The organism is Burkholderia sp. 22313, assembly GCF_052045245.1.
In the GTDB taxonomy this organism is placed as follows: Bacteria; Pseudomonadota; Gammaproteobacteria; order Burkholderiales; family Burkholderiaceae; genus Burkholderia.
On the sequence record NZ_JBQEON010000045.1, the window covers coordinates 1 to 18,078 of the forward strand.

At 63.4% G+C, this 18,078-nt stretch carries 15 protein-coding genes; 12 read left to right on the top strand and 3 right to left on the bottom strand.

Annotated elements, in window-relative coordinates:
- From ACTJKF_RS27955 to ACTJKF_RS27975, 5 genes are all read left to right on the top strand, one after another.
- On the top strand, nucleotides 1-1,749 hold a 1,749-nt coding region (locus ACTJKF_RS27955; RefSeq protein ID WP_440627978.1), incomplete at its 5' end, for a DUF2345 domain-containing protein.
- Between the two features lie 51 nt (nucleotides 1,750-1,800).
- A complete protein-coding gene (locus tag ACTJKF_RS27960) occupies nucleotides 1,801-6,474 on the top strand; it encodes a glycohydrolase toxin TNT-related protein (RefSeq protein ID WP_440627980.1) in 4,674 nt (1,557 codons plus the stop codon).
- A 471-nt stretch (nucleotides 6,475-6,945) separates the two neighbouring features.
- On the top strand, nucleotides 6,946-7,125 hold the full coding sequence (locus ACTJKF_RS27965) for a hypothetical protein (protein WP_440627982.1): 180 nt from the start codon (nucleotides 6,946-6,948) through the stop codon (nucleotides 7,123-7,125).
- Nucleotides 7,122-7,454 carry a hypothetical protein gene (locus tag ACTJKF_RS27970; RefSeq protein ID WP_440627983.1) on the top strand — a complete coding sequence of 111 codons (333 nt, stop codon included), beginning with the start codon at nucleotides 7,122-7,124 and terminating at the stop codon, nucleotides 7,452-7,454. Before ACTJKF_RS27965 ends, ACTJKF_RS27970 begins: the two co-directional genes overlap by 4 nt.
- Nucleotides 7,455-7,630: 176 nt before the next feature.
- Complete coding sequence (locus ACTJKF_RS27975; RefSeq protein ID WP_440627984.1) at nucleotides 7,631-7,948, top strand: DUF7716 domain-containing protein; 318 nt, start codon at nucleotides 7,631-7,633, stop codon at nucleotides 7,946-7,948.
- Between the two features lie 91 nt (nucleotides 7,949-8,039).
- Here ACTJKF_RS27975 and icmH read toward each other — a convergent pair whose 3' ends face one another.
- From icmH to tssJ, 3 genes are all read right to left on the bottom strand, one after another.
- A complete protein-coding gene (icmH, locus tag ACTJKF_RS27980) occupies nucleotides 8,040-8,822 on the bottom strand; it encodes a type IVB secretion system protein IcmH/DotU (RefSeq protein ID WP_440627986.1) in 783 nt (260 codons plus the stop codon).
- Nucleotides 8,819-10,165, bottom strand: a complete 1,347-nt coding sequence (gene tssK / locus ACTJKF_RS27985) for a type VI secretion system baseplate subunit TssK (protein WP_440627988.1) — start codon at nucleotides 10,163-10,165, stop codon at nucleotides 8,819-8,821. Before tssK ends, icmH begins: the two co-directional genes overlap by 4 nt.
- 103 nt (nucleotides 10,166-10,268) lie before the next feature.
- The gene (gene tssJ / locus ACTJKF_RS27990) at nucleotides 10,269-10,868 is read right to left on the bottom strand and encodes a type VI secretion system lipoprotein TssJ (RefSeq protein WP_440628040.1); all 600 of its coding nucleotides are present in this window, start codon (nucleotides 10,866-10,868) and stop codon (nucleotides 10,269-10,271) included.
- 389 nt (nucleotides 10,869-11,257) lie between these two features.
- Here tssJ and ACTJKF_RS27995 point away from each other — a divergent pair, with 389 nt between their 5' ends.
- The 7 genes from ACTJKF_RS27995 (at nucleotide 11,258) to tssG (ending at nucleotide 18,067) form a co-directional block, all read left to right on the top strand.
- Nucleotides 11,258-11,890 (top strand): tetratricopeptide repeat protein, encoded by a 633-nt coding sequence (locus ACTJKF_RS27995; RefSeq protein WP_440627990.1) that lies wholly within the window; start codon nucleotides 11,258-11,260, stop codon nucleotides 11,888-11,890.
- Nucleotides 11,891-11,934: 44 nt separating this feature from the next.
- Nucleotides 11,935-12,450 carry a type VI secretion system contractile sheath small subunit gene (gene tssB / locus ACTJKF_RS28000; protein ID WP_440627992.1) on the top strand — a complete coding sequence of 172 codons (516 nt, stop codon included), beginning with the start codon at nucleotides 11,935-11,937 and terminating at the stop codon, nucleotides 12,448-12,450.
- Between the two features lie 15 nt (nucleotides 12,451-12,465).
- A complete protein-coding gene (gene tssC / locus ACTJKF_RS28005) occupies nucleotides 12,466-13,956 on the top strand; it encodes a type VI secretion system contractile sheath large subunit (protein ID WP_006751237.1) in 1,491 nt (496 codons plus the stop codon).
- A gap of 70 nt (nucleotides 13,957-14,026) precedes the next feature.
- Nucleotides 14,027-14,530 (top strand): Hcp family type VI secretion system effector, encoded by a 504-nt coding sequence (locus tag ACTJKF_RS28010; protein WP_006477093.1) that lies wholly within the window; start codon nucleotides 14,027-14,029, stop codon nucleotides 14,528-14,530.
- Between the two features lie 62 nt (nucleotides 14,531-14,592).
- Entirely contained in the window at nucleotides 14,593-15,078 is a 486-nt protein-coding gene (gene tssE, locus ACTJKF_RS28015) for a type VI secretion system baseplate subunit TssE (protein WP_440627995.1), read from the top strand.
- 77 nt (nucleotides 15,079-15,155) lie between these two features.
- Nucleotides 15,156-16,991, top strand: a complete 1,836-nt coding sequence (gene tssF / locus ACTJKF_RS28020; RefSeq protein ID WP_440627997.1) for a type VI secretion system baseplate subunit TssF — start codon at nucleotides 15,156-15,158, stop codon at nucleotides 16,989-16,991.
- A complete protein-coding gene (tssG, locus tag ACTJKF_RS28025; protein ID WP_440627999.1) occupies nucleotides 16,955-18,067 on the top strand; it encodes a type VI secretion system baseplate subunit TssG in 1,113 nt (370 codons plus the stop codon). Before tssF ends, tssG begins: the two co-directional genes overlap by 37 nt.
- The last annotated feature ends 11 nt before the right edge of the window (nucleotides 18,068-18,078 follow it).

Below are 18,078 nucleotides of genomic sequence, written 5' to 3' on the forward strand. Positions count from 1 at the left end.
GGCGTGCATGTGCCGCGGATCGGCGAGGAAGTGCTGATCGATTATGTCGGCGGCGATTGCGACCGGCCGTTGGCGGTCGGGCGCGTGTACAACGGCGCGAACCAGCCGCAGTGGCATAGCGACGGGATTCTGTCCGGGTATCGATCGAAGGAGTATTCGGGCAGCGGCTACAACCATCTCGTGATGGACGACGCGACCGGGCAGAACCGGGTGCAGCTGATGAGCAGCAGCGGGAACAGCCTGCTGCATCTCGGTTACCTCATCGACCAGAACGGCAATTCGCGTGGGTCGTATCTGGGCAGTGGTTTCGATCTGCGCTCGGATGCGTATGGCGCGGTGCGGGCGAGTCAGGGCCTGTACGTCACGACTCATCCGAAAGCGCCGAACAGCCAGCCGCTCGACGTGAAGGAAGCGCAGCAGCAGCTCGTGACGGGCGAGAGCCTGGTTGAGGCGATGTCGGGTGCCAGCGAGCAGCATCAGGCGGAAAGCCTCAAGGACGCACACGACACGATGCGCGCGTTCACCGACGCGACGCAGGACAGTGCGTCGGGCAGCGCGTCCGGCGGGCGCACGGCAGGCGGCGGCACGGGCAGCGCGAATGCGTTCAAGGAACCGGTGATGCTGTTCGGCAGCCCGTCGGGGATCGGGATGTCGACGCAGCAGTCGCTGCACATGGTCGCGAACGATCACGTGAATATTGCGAGCGGGCAGAGCGTGCATGTCGCGGCGGGCAAGTCGCTGATCGGCAGCATCGGGCAGAAGCTGAGCCTGTTCGTGCAGAACGCGGGGATGAAGCTGTTCGCGGGCAAGGGCAAGGTCGAGATCCAGGCGCAGTCGGATAACGTCGAGGTGACCGCGCAGAAGGCGGTGAAGGTTGTATCTGCAACCGATCGGATCGAGATCGCGGCCGATCAGGGGATTCTGCTGACGAGCGGCGGCGGGTATATCCGTATCCAGGGTGGAAACATCGAGATTCATACGCCTGGCGCGGTGGATGTGAAGGGCGCGTCGCATACGTTCGCGGGGCCGGCGAGCATGGGGTATCCGTTGCCGAGCCCGCGGCCGGATCAGCCGGGGCAACTGGAGCTGTTTCACAAGTACGTGAACGGCGAGGCGGTGAAGGGCGGGCTGTTCACGGTGAAGGATGTGAATGGCGCCGTGCTGAAGAAAGGTGCGCTCGATAACAGCGGCTATACGGTCGTGAGCGGGTTGCCGCCGGGCGCGGTGCGTGTCGAGTTCGGGAAGGACCCGCGCGAGTCGGATCAGCCGGCGAATTATTTCAAGCAGGCGAAGTGGCCGGCAGAGCCGGTCGAGCCGTCGCCGGAAGCCGCGCAGGCCGCGGCGAGCGGGCAACTCGCGAGTCAGTTGCAGGGGATGGCGCCTGCCGCGACGACAGCGGCGATGGGCCTCGTCAGCGGGGGCGGCGCGGGCGCTGCGCTCGGCGGGCTCGCGAGTTCCGCATTGCCGGCTGCCGCGAGTGCGCTGGGTGGAGCGGGCGTGGCGTCGGCGTTGCAGAAGGCCTCGAGCTTGAGCAGTGCCGCGAAGCAGGTGGCCGGGATGGTGCAGGCGGCGCGCCAGGGCGGGCTCGCGGCGCTGGCCGCGCCGGCTGCGAATGCGGCATCCGGTGCGCTGCAGGGCGCGTTGCCCGGCGTCGCCGGGATCGCCGGCAAGGGCGCCACAACGGTGGCGTCGTCCGCAGGCGGCACGAAGCTGCCGACGAGCGGGTTTGGCGGACCGCTGAAATCCTGAGAGGGCGGCTTGTCAGCCGTCTTGAAAAAAACGATTTGAACGAAGAACGACATGGCACAACAACTTCCACCGGGCGCAGAGCAGGAACAGGCCGTCACCTGGCTCAGCGATGTTGCCGCAAAGGACGTCGCGGCAGTCGGTAACCGCTTCGACGCGTGGTTGCGCCGGATCAGCGGCAACCACATCACGTTCGAGGACGTGAAGACGTTTGCCGGTGCCGTGCCGATCGTCGGCAACATCATGGCGATGGTCGACGCGTTGGGTGATATCGCCGAAATCGTCGAGAAGCGCGGCGGTCAGGTGCTCGATTACATGAGCCTCGCGATCAACCTGCTCGGCATCATTCCGATTCCGCCGACGCTCGCGCCGTTCCGGATGTCGGCGCGTCCGCTGCTTGCGCTCGTCCGTCACGAATTGCTCGCGACGCGAAACAATCTCGGCGCGGCGCTCATCTCCGTTCTGGTCACGCATATCAACGCGACCTGCGCGACCGAGATCGAGGATTTTCTCAACAAGCTGAAGGCCGGCCTCGTCGAGCTGCTCAACGGATGCGCGTCGAAAGCCGAGGAGCTCATGATCGCGCTGGCGACCGGCATGGACAAGGCGCTGCACGGGCAGCTCTTCGATGCCAATGCCAATCTGAAACGTCAGCAAGAGCTCGCGAAGAAGATGGCGGACAACCGGCCGTGGTATAGCCCGAGCCGAGTCGGCGACGGCATCCAGTTCGCGTATGAGGGCACCAAGGCGCTCGGCAAGAAGGCCGCGAACAAGACGGCGGGCACGATGGCGAAGCTCGCGCCGGATGCGTGGCTCGAGCCGTTTCGCGGCACGGTGACCTTCCTTCGGACCGAGGCGCCGAAGATCGCGACGTCGATCCGTTCGCTTGCTGGCAGCGAAGAAGGCAAGATGATGTGGCTGGTCTTGCAGCTGATCGAGGCGGTTGGGCGCGTCAAGGCGCGCGCGAAGCTTCATGAGCAGAGTGCGGACGTCAAGCCCGCCGGGAGGAGTCAGGCGAAGAAGACGCGGGAGCAGGAAGGGTTGGAGACGACCCGCGAACAAGCGCCGGCAGAAGGGGCGGGGAAGAGCACATGCAAGGCATGCGGGCTCGGCGCATCGCCGGCATCGATCGATTTCGCATTCGGCGACGAGACGTTCTCGCACGTGGATTTCGACCTGCCGGGCGCGCTGCCGCTCGTTTGGGCGCGTACGTATCGCTCCCGGCTGTCCGCATATGACAACGGCGAACTGGGTGCGCGATGGATCACGCCCTATACGACGCGAATCGACATCAAGAACGGTCAGTGGATCTATCGCGATGCGGAGGGACGCAGCATCGACTATCCGGCGCTCGCGGCCGGCGCGGTGCACGACGATCTGTCGGAGAACCTGACGCTGTCGCGGCTCGACGATACGTGGGTGACGATCGCATACGGTCATGACGCGCTGCATGTGTACGAGCGCCGTGGCGAAGCGTTCCGGCTTGCCATGCAGAAGGACCGCGCCGGAAACACGATCACGCTCGACTACGATACGCTCGACCGCCTTGCGCGTCTGATCGACGCAAGCGGCAATGTGCTGGCGTTCGAGCACGACAAGCATGGCCGTATCGTACAGATCGAGCACGTGCTGAAGGACGGCGAGCGCCGCGCGCTGGCGAGCTACGAATACGATGCGGACGGCGATCTCGTGCGCGCGGTCGATCGTCACGGTAACGCTCGGACGTATCAATATCGCCGCCACCTGGTGACGCGCTATACCGATCGCACGGGTCGCGGGATGACGCTCGAATGGGATGGCGCGGATGCCGACGACAACGCAGACGCCAAATGCATTCGCGAATACGCGGATGACGGCAGTCTCGATCTCCGGCTCGCGTGGCATCCGAATATCCGTCTGACCTACGTGACCGACGCGCTCGGTCAGATGACGCGGTATTACTTCAACATTCACGGTTACGTGTACCGGATCGTCTACCCGGACGGCAATCAGGAGTGGTTCCGGCGCGATGCGCATCACAATCTGGTGCTGCACATCCGGCAGGACGGCAGCATCGAACGGAGCGAATACGACGCACGCGGCAATTTGGTTCGGCAGGAACGGCCGGACGGCAGCGTTGTCGAGATGGCGTATGACGACAAGGATCAGATGATCCGGCTCGTCGATCCGAACGGGCATGTGTGGCAGCGCAAGTACGACGAGGCGGGCAATCTCGTCGAAGAAATCAATCCGCTCGAGCACGCGACGAAGTACGGTTACAACGACAAGGGATTGCCGACGCAGATCGTCGATGCGAAGGGTGGCGCGAAGACGCTCGAATACAACGACGCCGGGCAGCTATCGAGCTACACGGATTGCTCCGGAAAGAAGACGGAGTGGCGCTACGACGACATTGGTCGCGTGATCGAGACCAAGGATGCGTCGGGCGGCATCGTCGCTTTCGGCTATGGTCCGAATGGCCAATTGACGGAGATTCGTTCGCCAGCTGGCGTCGAGCAGGTGCAATACGACGCTGAAGGTCGCCTGTTGCGGCATACGGATCAACTCAATCGATCCACGCGATACGGCTATGACTCGGTTGGCCGCATTGCGAGCCGCGCGGATGCGCTTGGGCAGACGCTCGCGTATCGCTACGATCGTCTCGGTCGCTTGAGCGCGCTGACCGATGCGAACTTTGCGACGTATCAGTTCCACTACGATCCGGCGGGGCGGTTGATCGAGGAAGTCGGCTTCGACGGCAAGTCGACGCGCTATCAGTACGACAAGGAGAGCGGCAGCCTCGTTTCGGTCGATGAAGCGGGTTGCGTGACGTCGATCGACGTCGATGCGAGCGGCCGTCTGATGAAGCGTGTCTCGGGGGAAAGCGAGGAACGGTTTGCCTACGACCCGAGCGGCCGGTTGATCGATGCGGTGAACCGATACAGCCGCGTGCAGTTCTTCTTCGATCCGGCTGGCAATCTGGTGCGCGAACATCACGCGTACGATTTGTTCGGCGAACGGCGTAGCTATGTGTGGCATCACGAATACGACGAGCTGGGCAATCGGCGACGGACGGTGCGGCCGGATGGGCATGCGGTTGACTGGTTGATGTACGGCTCGGGGCATGTGCACGGAATGCTGCTCGACGGCGAGGAGCGTGTGCAGTTCGAGCGTGATGACTTGCATCGCGAGACGGTCCGTGTGCTGTCGAGCAAGGTCGGGCAGCGCACGCACTACGATCCGGCAGGACGCGTGCTGCAGCAGACGATCCAGCGGTCGACGTCGCCTGCGCCGCTTGCCGAGCGGCGGTATCGCTATGACGCGGTGGGGCAACTCTCGCGGATCGAGGACAGCCGCAAGGGCGGGACCGACTATCGATACGATCCGGTCGGGCGGTTGATCGAGGCGGTCAGTCCGGTCGCAAAGGAACGATTTGCGTTCGATCCGGCGAGCAACATCATCGATCCGGTGCGAACTACGGAGACGCCTGCATCGCGTCCGAGCCCGGTGCGGCCGGAAAGCACGTTGCCGGTTGAGGTGCCGAAGGTGATGGGCAACCTGCTGAAGGCATATGCGGGGATGCACTTCGAGTACGACGCGCGCGGGAATCTGGTGCGCAAGCGTACGCCGTCGGGTGAGCAGGAATACGAGTGGGACGAGTTCAATCGCTTGCAGTCGGCGCGGGTTGCGGAGACGTCGCGACAGAGCCAGTCGCGGTATTTCTATGATGCGTTTGGTCGCCGCATTGCGAAGGAGGTGAACGGCGAGCGGACGGTGTTCGGGTGGGATGGCGATACGCTCGCGTATGAAAGTGATGGTGAACGTGGCACGCACTATCTCTACGAGCCGGGGACGTTCGTGCCGCTGGCGCAGTATGTGGCGGAACCTGTCGACGGGATCGTGACACCGGAGTGGAAGAGTACCGACCGTTACGTGCCGGAGGAAGATCCGCTGCAGAAGGTGCCGGAGCGGCGAGGCGACGCGGCGCTGTTCTATTACCACTGTGACCAGATTGGTACGCCGCAGTTGCTAACGGATGACGATGGCGATGTTGTGTGGGAGGCTTCGTACAAGGCGTGGGGCGAAGCGCGGGAGGTGATTGCGCGCGCGTCGAAGGCGGCGGGGATCGTGGTAAGGAATCCGTTGCGATTCCCAGGCCAGCGAGCTGATGAAGAAACTGGACTGCACTACAATCGACACAGGTACTACGATCCGAGCAACGGCCGGTTTGTAAGCAATGACCCGATCGGATTGGTCGGTGGCATCAATATTTATCAATACGCGCCCAATCCAGTAGGCTGGACTGATGCGCTCGGTCTAGCACGATGCGCGTTTAATCCAGCAACCGTTGCGCAAGATGCTGCAGGCCGATGGCGGGACGCGCAGGGGCGATTTGCAAAAAATCCGGGATGGCCATCCAATTATGGGTTCGCTGCGAGTCAAGACTCGATGGTCACTCTGCCGCCGGGAATGCAGATTGATAGATTTGGGCGGCCCAGCGGCGGATTCGTGGCTCCAGCTGGTACACCATTCGGTCAACGGGCTCTACCAGAGTCTTCATATAACAGCGAATACCACGTGTACACAGTCGCTAAACCGATTGAGGGCGTAAGAGCTGGGCCTGCTGAACCTTGGTTCCGACAACCCGGGGGCGGGACGCAATACCAATTGCCTCGTAGTGTGGAGGCACATCTTAAAGACGGTGAGCTAACCGAAGTTGCCGGCCCTTGCGGCAGGCCAAAGAGATAAAGGTCCGAAATGGCAAAGCCACGACTAGTGATCGTTGATTTGAATTACACGCCGGGAACACCGTTACCCGCTTCACAAACCATCTTTTACCAGTGTTTGAGATGTTGGACTATTCTGCCTTCAATGCCAGATGACAATGTATATTGTTCATGTGGAAATATTTCGATTGATGTCGATGCGGGAAGAGCCGGTGCAAGAGAAGAGAACTTGATGAGGGTTTTGCAGATCTCGACTGCCTCGCACGACTAGTTGAATGCCGGGGTGCAGTTCACGGCATGCGCGGCCCCCCGTCCATTCGCCGGACCGGCTTCGATCATGAGATCGGGGGGGCACTACAACCGGCATCAATATTATTTCCGAGTAGCTGATGGTTCGCTCGCAAAGGCCCGGTCGGGCTCGCCGGACCTATCCGTCATTTTGTTGGCGAGGCATATCCTGAGGGGACCCGGAGCCTTGCAGGATGGATTCAAGGTGCGCCAGGTCAACGGCCTGCAAAATCTCGAACCACGCAGTCCGATGGAAGGGAACCAGTTCTTCCGCGGGCCGGGGAACCATCTGCCGGGCGGTGCACCGGAGATGGTGGTCAATTCCATTCCGACGACAGACAATGACTACGTCAAGACGCTTGTGGACGTGAAGGTTAGAAAATGACGCTGATCCCGAAAAACGAAACCGTCGTGATCGATATTGCAGGCAACCGGTGCGTTGTCCTTTCGGATGTGCCTGCGCATATCGCCAGGTTGCAGGCCTCCGGGTTCAATCAGCAGGGAGATCAGTGGGTGCGGCCGATTTCAGATGATGCGGACCGTCAGCATCTGGTGAGAATGCTGATGGACCTCAAGGCACTCTTTTCGGCTGGCCGGGACTGGAGTCCGCAGGAACTCGTCGAGCATTACCGGGAAACCGGAGCGATCACCGCGCCGTGTCGTTCGGTATCGTGGGTGAGGCCCGACGAATACCGTATTGTCGAACACGGGTAGAGACGGGGCGAGGGAGGCGCCGGGCAGCACATCGAGTGCGGTGCCCCTTCTCGTATCCGGATAATGTGCGGAATGGGCATAATCACGGCTCGTTGACACGAGCGTAGCGGCGCATGCACATTCGTGCGCCCGTCATATTGCCATGCCGATTTACCTCAGTGATTACCGCAATCCCCATGTCGACCACCCCCGCGACCGAAGTGTCGCTGAAACACATTCTCGAACGTCCGGGCGATTTCTCCGGATGGCTCTCTCTCCCGCCGATGCCATGGACGCTCGACACCGAGGGTGCATTCTCCGAAGACACCAAAGATGCTGAAGACGATGCTGTGCCCGCCGTCGCCCGACAACCCGGCTGGCAAGTGACGCTGGACAGCGCGACGATCGAGGACATCGTGATCAACGCGCACGACCAAGTCGATGAACCGAGCGTGGCGCAGTTGTTCGACGCGTTCGTGTTCTACGTCGAAAACGATGGATTCATCCTGTTCTGACAGCACGCTGCGAGCACGTCACAAACAAAAAAGGACCGCCAAGCGATCTTTTTTTTATGAAGCATCAACGCCGGAACGAAGCCCTCGCCCCTCAAGGCAACGAAATCGTCAAATTCGCCGATTCCGGCCCGACCTTGATGACTTGCGAATAAGGCGCCAACGCCTGCAGCGTCTTGTCCTTCAGATAGGTATTGAGCCCGAGATACCCAAGCAACGCGACCAGCGCGAACACGGCCCCAATCGCCCAAACCGGCACCTCGCGCTTCAACCGGTGCGCGATCTGATCCGGCAGCGGCCAATGCGGCGCAAATGCGGCCCGCTTGCCCTTCATATGCGCGATCTCATCGCCCAGCCGCGCGGTGAGATAAGCCAGCTTCTCCGGCCCTTCGAGCAGATACTTGCCCTGAAACCCGAGCAGCAGACACATATGAAACACCTCGAGCGACTGCAATCGCGCCGCACCCTGCGCGCGACATTCCTCGAGATACTGAAAGAACTTTTCCCCCGCGAGCTGCTCGCCGAACAGCACGAGCTGCAGCGGCCTGCGTTCCCAGTCGGCGCGGATCTTGAACTGCGACGACAGCACCATTTCATCGGCGGCCGCGCAGTACGCGAACTTCGCGCCATACACGTCCTCGGCCGGAATATTGAGCTTCTTCGCCCCCCGCTCGAAATCCGACAGAAACTCCTGGATCTTCGTGCTGAACTCGCGCGCGCTGTCCGGCTCGCGGCCGTTCTTGAGCAGGAACAGCATGAAGAACCCGTCGTACAGCAGGTCGAGCAGCGAACGGGCCTGGAACGCGGCGTCGGTCGACGCCGGGGTATGAATGGGGGCCGGCGCGTTGTCGCCGAACAGGGAGGGCGCGTAGCTCATGATGTGACCGCGATCAGTTCGAATTTCAGGTCATTGATGCCAGTCGGCGCGTAGATCATCGCGGACTGGGCCTGCAGCATGCGCTCGTACAGCGCGCCGCGCGAATCGAGCGAGAAATAGCACGCGCCCGGTCGCACGGGAATCGCGGGCGGCACCTGCGGCGTGTACGACAACCGTACGCCGGGCATCGCCGACAGCACGAGCTTGTCGACGTCGTCGGGCGCACCGACCTTGAAGCGGGCCGGCACCGCATCGATGAGCTCGACGTTCGGCATGTCCGCGGACACGGCCAGGTAGAACTCGGTCTTGTCGTCGATCTTGCCGGAATCGAGGCGGCCGAGGTGGAACGACGGACGCACCTCGTCGAGCGTGATCGCGAAGTAGCGCGTCGAGATCACGGTGTCGAGCAGCTCGCGCAGCATCAGGTCGAGACGCGCGAAGCTCGGGCCCGGATCGTCGTGGCGATACACGGGCAGGTCGGCGAGCGTATAGCCCTTCGAGAACGTCATCAGCTGCCCCGCGAGGCGCAGCAGTTCCTGGAACAGCCGCTCCGGATGCAGCGCCGCATGCTGATGCAGGTGCGCAAGCGTCGCGAACGCGGCGTTCGCGGTGTGCAGCAGCCAGAACGACGCGATGTCGCCCGAGCGGAATTCGATGATGTTCTTCGACGGTTCGCGGTGAAAACCGTACAGCGCGTTGACCTTCGCCTGCAGCGCGTCGACCAGCTGGCGCAGCCGCTGATGGAGGATCGGCGACGCCTCGATCGCGAGGCACGGCGGCACGAAACTGTCGTCGATCTCGAAGCCGGAGGTCGCGGTGCGGCGCACGCGGACGAGCGGCACCGACAGCAGCTGGTCGCGCGGCTCGCTGTGCGCGATCAGCTTGACCTGCGTCTTCAGGAACGTGATGTCGGCTTCGGCGGCGTCGGTGAAGTTGTCGGCGACGCTCGTCTGCTCGCTGACGAAACGCGTCATGAAGCCGGAAGCCGGATCGTCGCTGTAGTTGGTGCTGTTCTCGCGCAGCGGATGCAGCGCGAGGTAGAACACGAATTCGTTGATGCCGTCGGGCAGCGTGTCGAGCGCGATCGGCGGCGGCAGGTCGTCGGCCTGCGGCGCGGCATACAGCGCGCCATCCGGAAACACGAGCGCCAGCGCGGCGACGCGCAGCACGTTGCTGCCGAGCGCATCGCGGTCGATGCGCACCGAGCGCACGCCCCAGTTGTACGGCTGGATCGCCTGGATGGATTCGAACAGGCGCGCCTCGTGGTAGGCGTCCTGCCGCTGGAAGTGTTGAGGCCGGAGGAACAGCCCTTCCCCCCAAAGCACCTTGGCCGAATAACTCATGTCAAATCCGGTTAATGTGGCGTTGCGATGTAATCGATTTGTTCGTGCCCGAATTAAATCGCCAGATTGTTAACTCTTGTTAATTGACACTCGCGCGTCATGTTTAACCGCACGTCACCGACGACAGCATATTCAGCGGTTGCGAAGGCGCCCCCTGTTGCGGGGCGATGACGGTGCCGTCGGTAACGGTCATCGCGCAATTATGCAGGCCGATGATTATGCCGGATTTCTCCGACTTCACCGGGTCGAACGTCAGTTTCCATCGCTGGATTGCGGGATCGCGGAACAGCGCGACGATGCCGAATGCCTGCGCTTCACGCGATACCTTTTCGGTCGCCGTATAGCGCTGGCCCGGGATCAGCGTGATTTCACGCACGTTCAGCAGATCGGCGCCCAGTGCAGCCTTTTCCTTGGTCGGATCGGTGAACGCGTCGAACGGTGCCTGCTGGAACGACGTCGGATCCTTGAGCGCGTAGAGCCTCACCACCAATGCGAGCGGCTTGCGATCGTTCGCGGCATTCAGGTTCGACGCGGCGGCGAGCGTGAGCCCGATGTTGCGCGGCGGCTTCTGGGCGTCCGGCAGGTCGGGCTTGCCGACGCCGGCGGCCTGCAGCACGGCGCTTGCTGCGGAGCCGAGCAACGGGGCGGCCGCGCATCCGGCCAGGAGCGCGCAGGCAATCAGCGGCAGCGCATAGCGAATCATGGACGATCTCATCGTGTTTCCGGCGTGCCGCCTTTAACTCCCCTGTCAAAACTGCCGGGTATTTCCGCGTTGCCGCGTATGCCCGGCTTATCTGCCGTTCAACTATTAAGCATGCATGCGCCGCGGCGCGCCTCCGGAAATTTTTTCCGCTGACCCGGCGATGCGCCGCCAGGCCAGTAAAACTTGCGCGCTCCCGTCGAAACAAAAATCGCCGCTGGGCCGTTGCCGGAGGCGTTTCGAGGGGGGGGCTCGCGGTTTTAAAAGGAATTACTCTGCACGCAGCGATTGAATTATGAAAAATTGATCGGTACTATACCCGCGCGCTTCGTGCAAAGCAAAAGAACCAGATTCTCAACGATTTTAAAACTCACGCGCCGGTGGATATAACGATGAAAGACCGTCTCTTCGCAAAACTGTCTGGGGTAGTGCTGGCTTGCGGCGTGATCGCCGGTTGTGCGAGCCAGCCGCCGGCGCCGCCGACTGCCGAGGTGTTCAACAAGTCGCTGGCCGATGCGGACGCCGTTGCGAAGTCGGGTGACCAGGACAAGGCGCTCGGCCTGTATCAGCAACTCGCGAAGTCGGATCCGACGCGCGAGGAACCGTGGTCGCGCATCGCGCAGATCCAGTTTGCCCAGAACCACTATGGCCAGGCCATCGTCGCCGCGCAGGAAGCGTTGCAGCGCGACGCGACCGATCGTCAGGCGAAGAGCGTGCTGGCCGTCGCCGGGTTGCGGATCGCCACGCAGTCGCTCGGCGAACTGCGTCAGGATTCGTCGCTTGCCGGCGACGCGAAGTCGGATGCGCAGGCGCTCGCGAAGCAACTGCGCGACACGCTCGGCGAATCGGCACTGTTCCCGCCGGAACAGCGGGCCGTGAAGCCGCGCACGACGCGCCGCGTGGTTCATCGTTCGAAGGCCGGCGCGGCACCGGCCGCCGAGGCAGCAGCGACCGCGCCGGCTGCCACGCCGCAGGCCTCCGCACCGCAAAAGGGCGGCGCGGACCCGTTCAGCGCGCTGCGCTGATCGCAACTGACGCGATAACCACAACTAACCTGGGAGCCGTCGAGATGGCCAAGAAAGAAAGCATTCAGAAAAGCTTGCAGAAAATACGGCCGCCGCGCGTCCAGCTGACCTACGAGGTCGAGAAGGGCGATGCGATCGAGGTGAAGGAACTGCCGTTCGTCGTCGGGGTGGTCGGCGATCTGGCGGGCCAGTCGGAAGTCGAGCAGCCGAAGCTGCGCGACCGCAAGTTCGTCAACATCGACCGGGACAACTTCGACGACGTGATGAAGGCGATCGAGCCGCGCGCCGCGTTCCAGGTGGAAAACCGCCTGAGCCCGGAAGGCGGCAAGTTCGCGGTCGACCTGAAGTTCCGCTCGCTGTCGGATTTCAGCCCGGACGAAGTCGTCGAACAGGTCGAGCCGCTGCGCCGCCTGCTCGAGGCGCGCTCGAAGCTGGCCGATTTGCGCAACAAGCTCGCCGGCAACGACAAGCTCGAGGATCTGCTGTCCGAGGTGCTGAAGAACACGCAGCAGCTGCAGGAGCTCGCGAAGGGCACGGGCGGCGACCAAGACGGCGAATGACGACGGAGTGTTGAGATGAACCAGCAAACGGCTGCGGCCCAAGCGAGCGGCGCGGAATACGCCGCCGGGACTTCGCTGCTCGACGATATCGTCGAGAAGAGCAAGGTCGCGAAATCCGATTCCGAGCATGCGCGCGCGAAGGACCTGATCGGCGAGCTCGTGCACCAGGTGCTCGATGGCACGGTGATCGTGTCGGACAACCTGTCGGCGACGATCGACGCACGCGTCGCGGAACTCGACCGCCTGATCTCCACGCAGCTGTCCGCGGTGATGCATGCGCCGGAATTCCAGCGCCTCGAAAGCACGTGGCGCGGGATGGACTACCTGGTCAAGGAAAGCAACACCGGCCAGACGATCAAGATCAAGGCGCTGCACGCACCGAAGCGCGACCTCGTGCGCGACTTCAAGGGCGCGAGCGAGTTCGACCAGAGCGCGCTGTTCAAGAAGGTCTACGAAGAAGAGTTCGGCACGTTCGGCGGCTCGCCGTTCGGTGCGCTGATCGGCGATTACGAGATCTCGCGCCAGCCGGAAGACATGTACTTCATCGAGCAGATGTCGCACGTCGCGGCGGCCGCGCACGCGCCGTTCATCGCGTCGGCGTCGCCGGAGCTGCTCGGCCTCGAGTCGTTCTCGGACCTCGGCAAGCCGCGCGATCTCGGCAAGGTGTTCGACACGGTCGAATACGCGAAGTGGAAGTCGTTCCGCGATTCCGAGGATTCGCGCTACGTCGGCCTCACGCTGCCGCGTTTCCTCGGTCGCCTGCCGTTCAATCCGAAGGACGGCCAGACCGCGGAGAACTTCAACTTCGTCGAGGACGTCGACGGCACCGAACACGACAAGTACCTGTGGTGCAACGCGGCGTGGGCGTTCGCGGCACGCCTGACGGCCGCGTTCGACGACTTCGGCTGGTGCGCGGCGATCCGCGGCGTCGAAGGCGGCGGCCTCGTCGAGGATCTGCCGACCCACACGTTCAAGACCGACGACGGTGAAGTCGCGCTGAAGTGCCCGACCGAAATCGCGATCACCGATCGCCGCGAGAAGGAACTGAGCGACCTCGGTTTCATCCCGCTCGTGCATTGCAAGAACTCGGATTACGCAGCGTTTTTCGCCGCGCAATCGGTGCAGAAGCCGAAAAAATACAGCACCGACAGCGCGAACGCGAACGCCGTCCTGTCCGCCCAGCTTCAGTACATCTTCTCGGTATCGCGCGTCGCGCACTACCTGAAGGCGATGATGCGGGACAAGATCGGCAGCTTCGCATCGGCGCAGAACGTAGAGACTTTCCTCAACCGGTGGATTTCGCAGTACGTCCTGCTCGACGACAACGCATCGCAGGAGCAGAAGGCGCAATTCCCGCTGCGCGAGGCATCCATACAAGTGTCGGAGATTCCGGGCAAGCCGGGCTCGTATCGTTCGGTCGCGTTCCTGCGGCCGCACTTTCAGCTCGACGAACTCTCGATTTCTCTGCGACTTGTCGCTGATCTGCCCAAACCGGCAAATTCATAAGCGAGTAAATCGCCCGGGCGGGCCGCCTGGGTAGGACGTTAAAACCACCTCTTTGGGGAGTCGAAGGGCCATGTTACATATGCACTTGCAGTTTGGTAGTCCGGCGGTGAAGGGCGAATCCGCGGACAAGGACCATCAAGGCTGGATCGAGCTGAAATCGTGGGATCACTCGATCGTTCAGCCGCGTTCGGCAACGGCATCGACCGCAGGCGGTCACACGATGACGCGTTGCGAGCACGGCGACATGATTTTCACGAAGGAAATCGATTCGTCGAGCCCGCTGCTGTACCAGCACGCATCGGGCGGCACCACGTTCGATGAAGTGACGGTCCATTTCTCGCGCGCGGACGGCGAAGGCAAGCGCGTGCAGTATCTGGAAGTGAAGCTCAAGTACGTGATCATCTCGAGCATCGCACCGAGCGTTCGCGAAGAAGGTCTGCCGCTCGAGACGTTCTCGCTGAAGTACGCAGCCGTGCAGTGGAAGCAGACCCAGCAGAAGATCGGCGGCAACCAGGGCGGCAACACGCAGGGCGCCTGGAGCCTGACGAAGAACGACAAGACCTACGCGGTCTAAGGTCGGTTGCGGCAACGGGGCGCTCGGCGTCCCGTTGCCGTTTTCGCTGTGCATGCCGGCCGATGAAACGATTCGAACCCAGTTTTCTCGACAAGCTGTTCGACGACGAACCGCATTTGCCGGCCTCGGCCGCGATGCGGCAATTGTCGCTGGACGAGCTGAAGAACACGGTCGCCCGCGACGTCGAGGCGATCCTCAACTCCCGTATCGCGCATACCGAAATCGAGCTGGCGGCGCTGCCGGAATGCCAGAAGTCGGTGCTGACCTACGGGCTGAACGATTTCGCGGGGCTGAGCCTCGCGAGTCACTACGACCGCGCGTTCATCTGCAAGTCGATCCAGCAAGCCATCGCGCGCCACGAGCCGCGGCTGCAGCAGGTGCAGGTGACGTTCGAGCTGAACGAGCAGTCGACCAACGCGCTTTACTTCGCGATCCAGGCGCTGCTCGTCGTGCATCCGGCCGAGGAGCCGGTGAATTTCGACGCGATGCTGCAGCCGTCGACGCTGCAGTATTCGGTCACGCGCACGCGCGCGGCCAGAATGCTGTAAATCAAGCCGCCGAGCGGGCCGGACCGCCCGGTGGCGGATCAGGGTCCGGCAGGAAATATTGAGGTTCGGGGTCGTCGATGGAAGAATTGCTGCCGTATTACGAGCGCGAATTATCGTTTTTGCGGCGCTATTCGCGAGATTTCGCCGAACGTTATCCGAAGATCGCGGCGCGGCTCGCATTGTCCGGCGAGCATTGCGAGGATCCGCACGTCGAGCGGATGATCGAGTCGTTCGCGCTGCTCGGCGCGCGCATCAACAAGAAGCTCGACGACGACTACCCCGAATTCACCGAAGCGCTGCTGGAAGTGCTGTATCCGCACTACCTGCGGCCGTTCCCGTCGTGCTCGATCGCGCAGTTCACGCCGGCGTCGCCCGGCCAGCAGACCGAACCGGTCGTGATCGACCGCGGCACCGAGCTGAAAAGCCGTCCGATCCGCGGCGTGCAGTGCCGGTTCCGCACCGCCTACGACGTGACGCTCGCGCCGATCCGCATCTCGGAGGCGCGCTACATGCCGGTCGCGCTCGCGCCGAGCGCGACGGTGCTGCCGTCGAACGCGACGGGCGTGATCTCGATCACGTTCGAGTCGCTCGCCGCGCAGCTCGATCTCGGCGCGCTGAAGCTGCCGACGCTGCGCGCGCATCTGCACGGCGAGCAGTCGTTCGTCGCCGCGCTGACCGACTGCCTGTTCGTCAACGTGCTCGGCGCGTATGTCGAGCCCGAGCGCAACGGCCGCTGGACTGCGCTGCGCAAGTTGCCGGTCGCGCACGCCGGCTTCGACGAGGAAGACGCGCTGATCGACTACCCGGAGAAGTCGCACCCCGCGTATCGCCTGCTCACCGAATACTTCGCGTTCCCCGACAAGTTCGATTTCGTCGATTTCGATCTCGCGGCGATCGCGCGCGCGTCGGGCCGCTGCCAGCGCACGACGCTACATCTCGTGCTGCAGGACGTGCGCAGCGATTCGCACGTCGCGCGCCTGCTCGAGCTGCTGACGGCCAGCCATTTCCGGCTGTTCTGCACGCCGATCGTCAACCTGTTCCGCCAGCACGGCGAGCCGATTCGCATCACGCACCGCGCGGTGTCCTACCCGGTGATCGCCGAAGCGCGCCGCGCGTTCGCGTACGAGGTGTACTCGATCGATTCGGTGAAGCTCGTCCGGCAGCAGGCGCATGAAGAATCGGTGATCGAGTTCCGGCCGTTCTATTCGCTGCATCACGGCGAAGCGGCGCGGATCGGTCATTACTGGTTCGCGCGCCGCAACGACTGGGTCGCGCAGAAAAGCCCCGGCTACGAAACCGAGATCTCGATCGTCGACATCGACTTCGAGCCGACCTCGCCGCAAACCGACACGCTGAGCCTCGATCTCACCTGCACGAACCGCGACCTGCCGGCGATGCTCGCATTCGGCCTCGAAGGCGGCGACCTGTTCCAGGAAGGCGGCGCGCAGACGAGCGGCATTTCGCTGTTGCGGCGCCCGACGCAGAGCGTGCGCTTCGAGCGCGGCCGCTCCGCGCACTGGCGGCTCGTGTCGCACCTCGCGCTGAACCACGTGTCGCTGGTCGCGCACGGGCTCGCACCGCTCAAGGAAATGCTGACGCTGTACGACCTGCGGCGCACCGCCGTGTCGATGCGGCAGATCGACGGCCTCGCCGGCATCGAGCAGCGCGGCGCGGTGCAGTGGCTGCCCGGCAAGCCGTTCGCGACCTTCGTGCGCGGCATCGAGATCCGCCTGACGATCGACGAGGAGCACTTCGTCGGCGCGAGCCTCGCGTCGTTCGTGCGCGTGCTCGACAGCTTCTTCGGGCTGTACGTCCATCTCAACAGTTTCGTTCAATTGGTCGTCGTGTCGAAGCGCACCGGCGAGGAGATCATCCGATGCAAGCCCCGAACCGGCGAATCGATCCTGGCGTAGTCGACGCGCTGCTCGACGAGCCGCACCGCTTCGAGTTCTTCCAGGCGGTGCGCGTGCTCGAAGGGCTGTTCGCGCGGCAGGCGTCCGATGCGCCCGGCGCGTGGCGGCAGGGCGACGTCGTCGCGCAGCGCATCGAATTCCGCAACTCGCTGTCGCTCGGCTTCCCACCGAGCGAGATCGAAGGTGCGCGCTCGTTCGACGACGACGGCACGCTGCTCGATTCGGGCGACGAGCGCGGCACCGCGCTCGCGGCCGGCGAACTCGGCCACGTCGAGCTGACACCCGCGTTCTTCGGGCTGCTCGGCGGGCAGGGCGCGCTGCCGCTGCATTACACGGAGCAGATCGTCGCGCGCGAGCACCTGAAGCGCGACCACGCGGCGCGCGCGTTCTTCGACGTGTTCTCGAATCGCGCGACCGCGCTGTTCTACGCCGCGTGGAAGAAGTACCGGCTGCCGTTCCATTACGAACTCGATCGCGACGAGCGCTATCTGCCGCTCTTGCTCGCGATCGCCGGCGTGCCGAGCGACGAGGTGCGCGACAGCCTCGCGGCCGGCACGGGCGGCGTGCTCGACGAGGCCGTCGCCGGCTACGCGCTCGCCGCGCGGCACCGGCCGATGTCGGCCGCGTACCTGCAGCGCACGCTGTCCGATTACTTCCGCGTGCCGGTGAAGATCGACCAGTTCGTCGGCAAGTGGTACGACGTGCCGTCCGATCAGCTGAGCGTGCTCGGCGAGGTCAACGCGGTGCTCGGCGCGACGGCGCTCGTCGGCGAGCGCGTGTGGCAGCGCGACATGCGCGCGCGGATCGTCGTCGGCCCGCTGTCCAAGCGCGACTACGAGGCGTTCCTGCCGGGCGGTGCGCAGGCCGTCGCGCTCGAGCGGATGCTGACGCTGCTCGCGGGCGTCACGCTCGAATATGAGGTGAAGCTCGTGCTGAAGCGCACCGAGGTCGGCGCGAGCGTGCTCGGCGCAGGCTCGCGGCTCGGCTGGGACGCGTTCCTCTGCACGCGCGACGCGGTCGACGATCGCTCGGATGCCCGCTACGAGCTGCACGTGATTCACCGATTCCGACCCTAACAACAAACACG